Source organism: Xinfangfangia pollutisoli (genome assembly GCF_020179405.1).
GTDB lineage: Bacteria > Pseudomonadota > Alphaproteobacteria > Rhodobacterales > Rhodobacteraceae > Pseudogemmobacter > Pseudogemmobacter pollutisoli.
This window is the reverse complement of sequence record NZ_JAICBZ010000129.1, coordinates 1-7,230: the sequence shown is the minus strand read 5'-3', so window position 1 is coordinate 7,230 and position 7,230 is coordinate 1. Positions and strand designations below refer to the sequence as shown.

The following is a 7,230-nucleotide window of genomic DNA, read 5'->3' as shown; positions in this document are numbered from 1 at the left end:
GGGGCCCCAGCCGCCGCCCCCGGGGGTGCGCATCTCGAAGGCGGCGCCGGGCGCCAGGTCGCATTCGGCATTGCCGGGCACCTGATCGCGGCGCCCGTCGGGATGGATGACCCAGTTCTCGCCGCAGGCGCCGGGCCCGCCGCCCGCCGCGCCAAAGGGCGGCACGATCCGGCTGCCCGCCAGCGTGGTGACGGTGACCGGCGCCAGGAAGCGCAGCCGCCGCAGCACGCCATCGCCGCCCCGCCATTGCCCCGCCCCGCCACTGCCGCGGCGGATCGACATTTCCTCAAGCCGCACGGGGAAGCGCTTTTCCAGGATTTCCGGGTCGGTCATCCGCGTGTTGGTCATATGGCTTTGCACCGCCGAGGCGCCGGCAAAGCCCGGGCCCGCGCCGGTGCCGCCGGCGATGGTTTCGTAATTCTGGAAGCTGTCATTGCCCCAGACGAAATTGTTCATCGTGCCCTGGCTGGCCGCCACCACGCCCAAAGCGCCGTACAGCGCATTGGCGCAGGCCTGGCTGACCTCGGTATTGCCGGCAATCACCGCCGCGGGCGGGCGCGGGTTCAGCATCGAGCCTTCGGGCAGCACGATGGTCAGCGGGCGCAGGCAGCCCTCGTTCAGCGGGATCGGCTTGCCGACCAGGGTGCGGAAGACATACAGCACCACCGCCCGCGCGACCGCCGCCGGGGCGTTGTAATTGCCCGCATGCTGGGCCGAGGTGCCGGTGAAATCCACCACCGCCTGGCGCGCGGCGCGGTCGACCCGCAGGGCGACGCGGATTTCCTGGCCATTGTCCATCCGCAGCGCGAAGGCGCCGTCCTGCAGCTGGCCGATCACCTGGCGGACCTGGTCCTCGGCATTGGCCTGGATATGGGCGGCATAGGCGGTCAGGACCGGCGCGCCCAGATCGGCCGCGGCCTTTTCCAGCCCCTGCCTGCCGGTTTCATTCGCCGCCACCTGGGCCTTCAGATCGGCGATGTTCTGATCGGGCGACCGCGCCGGCCAGCGCCCCGAGGCCAGGATCGCCCGCGCCCCCGCCTCGTCGAAGCGGCCTTCCGAGACGAGCTGGGCCAGGTCGATCACCACCCCCTCTTCCTCGATCCGCCGGCTGTCGGGCGGGGCCGAGCCGGGGGTGCGCCCGCCGATATCGGCATGATGCCCGCGCGACCCCAGCCAGAAGGGGATCCGATTTTCGTCGAAAATCGGGGTCACCACGGTGACATCGGGCAGATGGGTGCCGCCGTTCCAGGGGCTGTTCAGCATGAAGGCATCGCCCGGCCGGGCCGTGGCGCCGCGCGCCGCGATCACCGTCTTCACCGCCTGCGACATCGAGCCCAGATGCACCGGCACATGCGGGGCATTGGCCACCAGATCGCCCGCCGCATCGAAGATCGCGCAGGAAAAGTCGAAGCGTTCCTTGATGTTGACCGACCAGCTTGTGTTCGCCAGCGTCGCCCCCATCTGATCGGCGATGGACATGAACAGATTGCCCATCACCTCAAGCATCACCGGATCGGCTGCGGTCCCGGCTGCATCCGGCCGCGCGGGGGCGGCGATGCGGTCCAGGATCAGATTGGCCGCCCCGTCGATGCGGGCCTGCCAGCCCGGATCGACCACGACCGTCCCGGTCGCCTCGGTCACGATGGCGGGGCCGGTGATGCGGGTCTCGGTCCCGCAGTCTTCGCGGGCGTAAAGCGGCACCTGCTGCCAGGCGCCGCCGATATGGGCGCGCAGATGGGCGCGGGGGCTTGCCGCGCCTGCAGGGGGCACGATCTGGGGCAGGGCGGCGCCCTGGCCCAGGGATTCGACCGCCAGCATTTCGAACAACAGCCCGCGTTCGGGCGAGACAAAGCCGAAGCGGGCGCGATGGGCGGCTTCGAACGCGGCAGCCATGTCGGCCGCCGGGCCGAAGGGCACATCCAGCGCCTGGTGCTGGCCCTCATAGCGCAGATGGGCGCGGGCCAGGCTGCGGGGGTGATCCACCCCTTGGGCGCGCAAGTCGGCCTCGGCCTCGGCCTGCAGGGCGGTCAGCCGGGCCGCCGCCGTCTCGACCGCCGAAAGCGGCGCATCGAACTGTGCCTCGCGCAGGGCGCGGATCTCGGCCAGGCCCATGCCGAAGGCGGACAGGACGCCCGCGAAAGGATGCAGGAAGACCCGGGTCATGCCCAGGGCATCGGCCACGCCGCAGGCATGCTGCCCACCCGCGCCGCCGAAACATTGCAGCGTGTAGCCGGTCACGTCATGGCCGCGCTGGACCGAGATCTTCTTGATCGCATTGGCCATGTTCAGGACGGCGATCTTCAGGAAGCCCTCGGCCACCGCCTCGGGCGCGGCTTCGGGCTGGCCGGTCGCTGCCGCGATGTCGGCAGCCATCCGGCGGAACCCCGCTTCGACCGCCTTGCGGTCGAGGGGTTCGTCGCCGCCGGGGCCGAAGACTGCCGGAAAGTGATCGGGCGACAGGCGGCCCAGCATCACGTTGCAATCGGTGATGGTCAGCGGACCGCCGCGGCGATAGCTGGCCGGGCCCGGATCGGCGCCGGCGCTGTCGGGGCCGACCTGATAGCGCCCGTCGCGGAAGGCGCAGATCGACCCGCCCCCCGCCGCGACGGTGTGAATGTCCATCATCGGCGCGCGCATCCGCACGCCGGCCACCTCGGTCTCAAAAGACCGTTCATAGCGGCCGGCGAAATGGCTGACATCGGTCGAGGTGCCGCCCATGTCGAAGCCGATCAGCCGGTGGAACCCGGCGGCCTGCGCGGTCTTCGCCATGCCGACGATGCCGCCCGCGGGGCCCGACAGGATGGCATCCTTGCCCTGGAAGCGCCCGGCCTCGGTCAGCCCGCCCGAGGATTGCATGAACAAGAGGCGCCCCGTCGCGCGGCCCATGTCCAGCGCGCCTTCCACCTGCGCCACATAGCGGCGCAGGATCGGCGAGAGATAGGCGTCGACCACGGTCGTGTCGCCGCGCGCCACCAGCTTGGCCAGCCGGCTGACCTGATGCGACAGCGAGATCTGGGTAAAGCCCGCGGCGCGCGCCAGTTCGGCCAGGCGCAGTTCCTGCGCGGGGTTCACATGGGCATGGATCAGTGCCACGGCGACGGCCGAAATCCCCTGCGCCCGGGCCTGGGCCAGGGCCGCGGCGGCGGCAGCTTCGTCAAGGGCGGCGATCTGGGCGCCGTCGGCATCCATCCGGCCCGAGATCTGGGCGCAGGCGGCATAAAGCGGCTCGGGTCTTTGGATGTTCAGCGCGAAAAGATCGGGCCGCGCCTGGGTGCCGATGCGCAAAATGTCGCCGAAGCCCTGGGTGATCAGCAGAAGAACCGCCTCGCCCTTGCGTTCCAGAAGCGCATTGGTGGCGACGGTGGTGCCCATCTTGACCGCGTCGATGGCGCCCGAGGGCAGGGGGTCGCCCGGCGCCAGGCCCAGCGCCTCGCGAATGCCCTGCACCGCGGCATCAGGGTAGCGGCCCGGGTTTTCTGACAGAAGTTTCAGCACCTTGAGCCGTCCATCCGGCGCGCGCGCCACGATGTCGGTGAAGGTTCCGCCCCGGTCGATCCAGAAATCCCAGCCCATGCGTCCCCGCCCTGCGCCCCGTGCGCCCTGACTGGTCTGCGCGGGGCCGAAAGTCAATCTTGGCGCGGACGGGATGCGGGCCGGGGCGGATTTTGCCGCCCACACCGCCCGCGCACAGAGCCGTGAGCGGCGCTAGACTTTGGCGACGGGCCGAATTAAGTGCGGCCCCTTCACCCGGTCGGCCGGTTTTGTGAAAGTCGCTGAACGGGTTTTCGGCAGGTACATATGACGGTTGACGATCAAATTTCGCGCGCGGGGCGCGCGCTCGGGGCGGGACGCTATGACCAGATCGTCGCCCATTACGCCTTCCCGCTGCCGATCTATGTGAACGGGGTCGCGGCGGTGATCGCGACCAGGCCCGCGGCCGAGGCCTTCTATCACGCGCTGCACGGGCTGATCGAGGCGCAGGGCTATGGCCAGTTCCAGGGGCGGGCGGTTTCGGTCGAACTGCCCAAGCGCGGGCGGTTCCGGGTCTGGACCGACTGGTCGGGCCAGATCGAGGGGCGCGCGCAGGTTCTGTACCAGACGGTCTGCTACAATGCCCTGACCGAGACCGGGCACCGGACCGAGATGGTCACGATGGAAAGCCGCGCCCTGCGCGAGATCGAGCGGCTTCTGGCGCTGGCCTAAGCGCCGGGTGCCGTTGCCGCGAGGTTCCGCCGGGGCGCTCAGCCGGGGCGGAAGGCGGCCGCGAAGGGTTCGGGCAGGGCGAATTCGGCCAGGGCCCGGGCGCGGCCTTCGGCCGACATCTTGCGCGCGGTCTTGGTGACGATGGTCAGCAGGTCCTCGGCCGCGCGGCCTTCGGCGAAGGGGGCGAAATACCAGCGCAGGAAGGTGAAGCAGATCACGTCTTCCAGCGCCTGCACCTCGGGGTCGCGCTTCAGCCCCTCCTTGCGCAGCAAGACGCCGACGCGGGCGGCGTCTTCGGGCGGATATCCGGCCTCGGCCATGATCTGGCCCACACGCTCGGCATGGCGGCGGGCCTGTTCGCGGCGCCAGTCCAGATAGCCGGCCTTGCCCTCGGGATAGGCGCTGCGCGGCAGAAGCCAGCGTTCGACATGCTGGCCGCGGGCGGCGATCTGCAGCACCTCCGAAGCGTCGGGGAACAGTCGCGCCAGTTCGGCACTCATCCGTTCGCCATAGGCCAGCGCCTCGCCCTTGGGATCGGCGGCATTGGCGGCATCAATCGCCGCGATCGCCCGGTCAAGACGGCTGAGGGTCATGCGCGCTTCTCCTTTTGCGGGCCGATCCTGCCGCAGGCCTGTGGCAAAGGCCAGCGCCTAGCGGCCGTCCAGCCGCTCGATCCGGCGCAGGACGGGGAAGGCGCTCATCCAGATCGCCACCACGGCCAGGGTGCCGACCCCGCCGATCACCCCCGCCGCCACCGGGCCCAGAAACCCCGCCATCATGCCGCTTTCGAATTCGCCCAGCTGGTTCGACGTGCCGATGAACAGCGAATTCACCGCATTCACCCGGCCGCGCATGTCGTCGGGCGTCATCAGCTGCACCAGCGAGGACCGGATCACCACGCTGATATTGTCCGAGGCGCCGACGACCAGCAGCGCCAGGATCGACAGCCAGACCTGGGTCGACAGGGCGAAGACGATGGTGGCCAGGCCGAAGACGGCGACGGCGGCAAACATCTTGCGCCCGGCGCCGGCCAGGATCGGGCGGCGGCCCAAGACCAGCGACATGCCCAGGGCGCCAATGGCCGGGGCGGCGCGCAGCAGGCCCAGGCCGAAGGGCCCGGCCGTCAGGATGTCCGAGGCATAGATCGGCAGAAGCGCCGTGGCGCCGCCCAGCAGCACGGCAAACAGATCAAGCGAGATCATCCCCAGCACCGCCGGGGTGCGGCGGATGAAGGCGACGCCGGCAAAGACGGTTTGCAGCGTCACCGGCGCACGGGTGGGCGGGGCGGCCTCAAGCTGGCGGATCGTGCCGACGCTGTAGCCCGCGATCAGGCACAACAGGCCCGAGACGACGAAGGGCACGATGTGATGCAGCCCATACAGAAGCCCGCCCAGCGCCGGGCCGACGATGAAGGCGGTCTGCATGAACGAGGTCGAGGTGGCGATGGCGCGTTGCAGCATCGCGGGGCCGACGATCCCGGGCAGAAGCGCGGCCAGGGTGGGCCGCTCGAAGGCCTGGGCCGCGCCCAGCACCGCCACGGCGATCAGGATGCCCGCGGGGGTCAGCAGCCCCTTCCAGACCAGAATGGCCAGGACCAGCACCGTCAGCCCCTCGATCCACTGGCAGGCCAGCCCGATCCGGCGCCGGTCGTAGCGGTCGGCCACGGTGCCGACGACGAAGGTCAGGATCAGCATCGGCAGGAACTGGCACAGGCCGATCCAGCCCAGCATCCAGGCCGAGCCGGTCATTTCGTAGATCATCCAGCCCATCGCCACGGTCAGCGACTGGAAGGCCAGCGAGGAGCAGCTGCGCGAGATCAGGAAATGCCGGTAATTGCGGTTTTGCAGAACCGAGCCGGCCGGCGGGGCCGGGGTAAGGGCAGAGGGGCTGGTCGTCATTCCTGGATCCTGGATGCCTGTTTGCCCCCTGCGCCCCCGGCGCGGCAAGGTCAAGGCCGGGCGCGCAGGATCAGGCCCGGATCAGACCCGGTCACGCCCGGCGCCTGCGCTGTGCCGGGGCGGGTCTTGGGTCATCGGAAGAGGGGGGGGAAGTGGTGGCGAGGGGGGGACTCGAACCCCCGACCCTGCGATTATGAGTCGCATGCTCTAACCAACTGAGCTACCTAGCCACTGGGGGCGCGGATTACGCGGGGCGCCGGGGGGCGTCAAGACAGAATCGGACCGGAAGGCATATCTGCCGCCGGATCGGGTGATGTGCGTGCCACGCGCGGCCGGCCGCTGGCCGTCACCGTCACCGTGCCTTCGATGAACAGAAGCGTGCCTTCCACCTCGGCCTCGCGCAGGGCGCGCTCGGCGGTCAGGCGCAGATCAACCGCCCCGGCGGCCAGGGCGCGGGTGCGGGCTTCCTCGGTCAGCGCGGCTTCCATGGCCGCCAGCGCCTCGTCCCGGGCGCCATAGGCCTTGGGGCCGGTGGGCAGATGGGCGACGAAACGGCCCTGCGCGGGCGAGGTGACCAGACCCGAGACGCGCTGGCTGACCTGGCCCGCCACCGCGCCAATGGCATTCGCGACGCCTGCGTGTTCGGGCAGGATCATCTCGCAGCCCAAGCGTTCCCCCACCGCGCCGTAATAGGACGGCGCCGAGGCGCCAAGCCCGATCACCGGCACGGCCAGGCGCGTTGACATCTCGACCACGCCGCGATGGCGCGACAGGCCGGCTTCGGTCAGCCGGTGCCCGGCCAGCGCGGCCGGGTCTTCGCCGGCAAAGCCCGGATCTTCGGCAAAGGCCGCTTCCAGAAGGCAGGCCACGGTCTGGCGGGTCAGTTGGTCGACCACGGCCTGGGCCAGCGCGTCCGGGCCCGGTGCGAAGCGGTCGCCCAGCCCGGTGCGCCGCCGCGCCATCAGCCGCAGCGCCTTTTCCGCCGCCGCGGCATCCCAGGCGCCGAGCCGGCCCAGCACATGCGACGCGTCCGAGGGCGTGACGCCCGACAGCATCACCAGCCCGCGCGCCACCAGCCGCTCCAGCGCCGCCGCCTCCAGCCGCGAGGTCAGGGCCTGAGCCGCGGGCA

Annotated in this window: 4 protein-coding genes, 1 tRNA gene and 1 pseudogene; 1 reads left to right on the top strand and 5 read right to left on the bottom strand. The window is 70.6% G+C overall.

What is annotated here, in order from left to right:
• Positions 1-3,573, bottom strand: a 3,573-nt coding sequence (locus K1Y73_RS20810; RefSeq protein WP_225030272.1) for a hydantoinase B/oxoprolinase family protein, incomplete at its 3' end; no start/stop codon positions are given.
• Between the two features lie 225 nt (positions 3,574-3,798).
• Here K1Y73_RS20810 and K1Y73_RS20805 point away from each other — a divergent pair.
• Positions 3,799-4,203, top strand: coding sequence for a hypothetical protein (locus K1Y73_RS20805; protein ID WP_225030271.1), 405 nt, complete (start codon positions 3,799-3,801; stop codon positions 4,201-4,203).
• 38 nt (positions 4,204-4,241) lie between these two features.
• Here K1Y73_RS20805 and K1Y73_RS20800 read toward each other — a convergent pair whose 3' ends face one another.
• From K1Y73_RS20800 to K1Y73_RS20785, 4 genes and pseudogenes are all read right to left on the bottom strand, one after another.
• The gene (locus tag K1Y73_RS20800; protein WP_225030270.1) at positions 4,242-4,796 is read right to left on the bottom strand and encodes a DUF4202 domain-containing protein; all 555 of its coding nucleotides are present in this window, start codon (positions 4,794-4,796) and stop codon (positions 4,242-4,244) included.
• 57 nt (positions 4,797-4,853) lie between these two features.
• The gene (locus K1Y73_RS20795; protein ID WP_225030269.1) at positions 4,854-6,101 is read right to left on the bottom strand and encodes an MFS transporter; all 1,248 of its coding nucleotides are present in this window, start codon (positions 6,099-6,101) and stop codon (positions 4,854-4,856) included.
• A 153-nt stretch (positions 6,102-6,254) separates the two neighbouring features.
• Positions 6,255-6,331 (bottom strand) — tRNA-Met (locus K1Y73_RS20790).
• A gap of 36 nt (positions 6,332-6,367) precedes the next feature.
• Positions 6,368-7,230, bottom strand: a pseudogene (locus K1Y73_RS20785) (hydantoinase/oxoprolinase family protein); the annotation flags it as partial.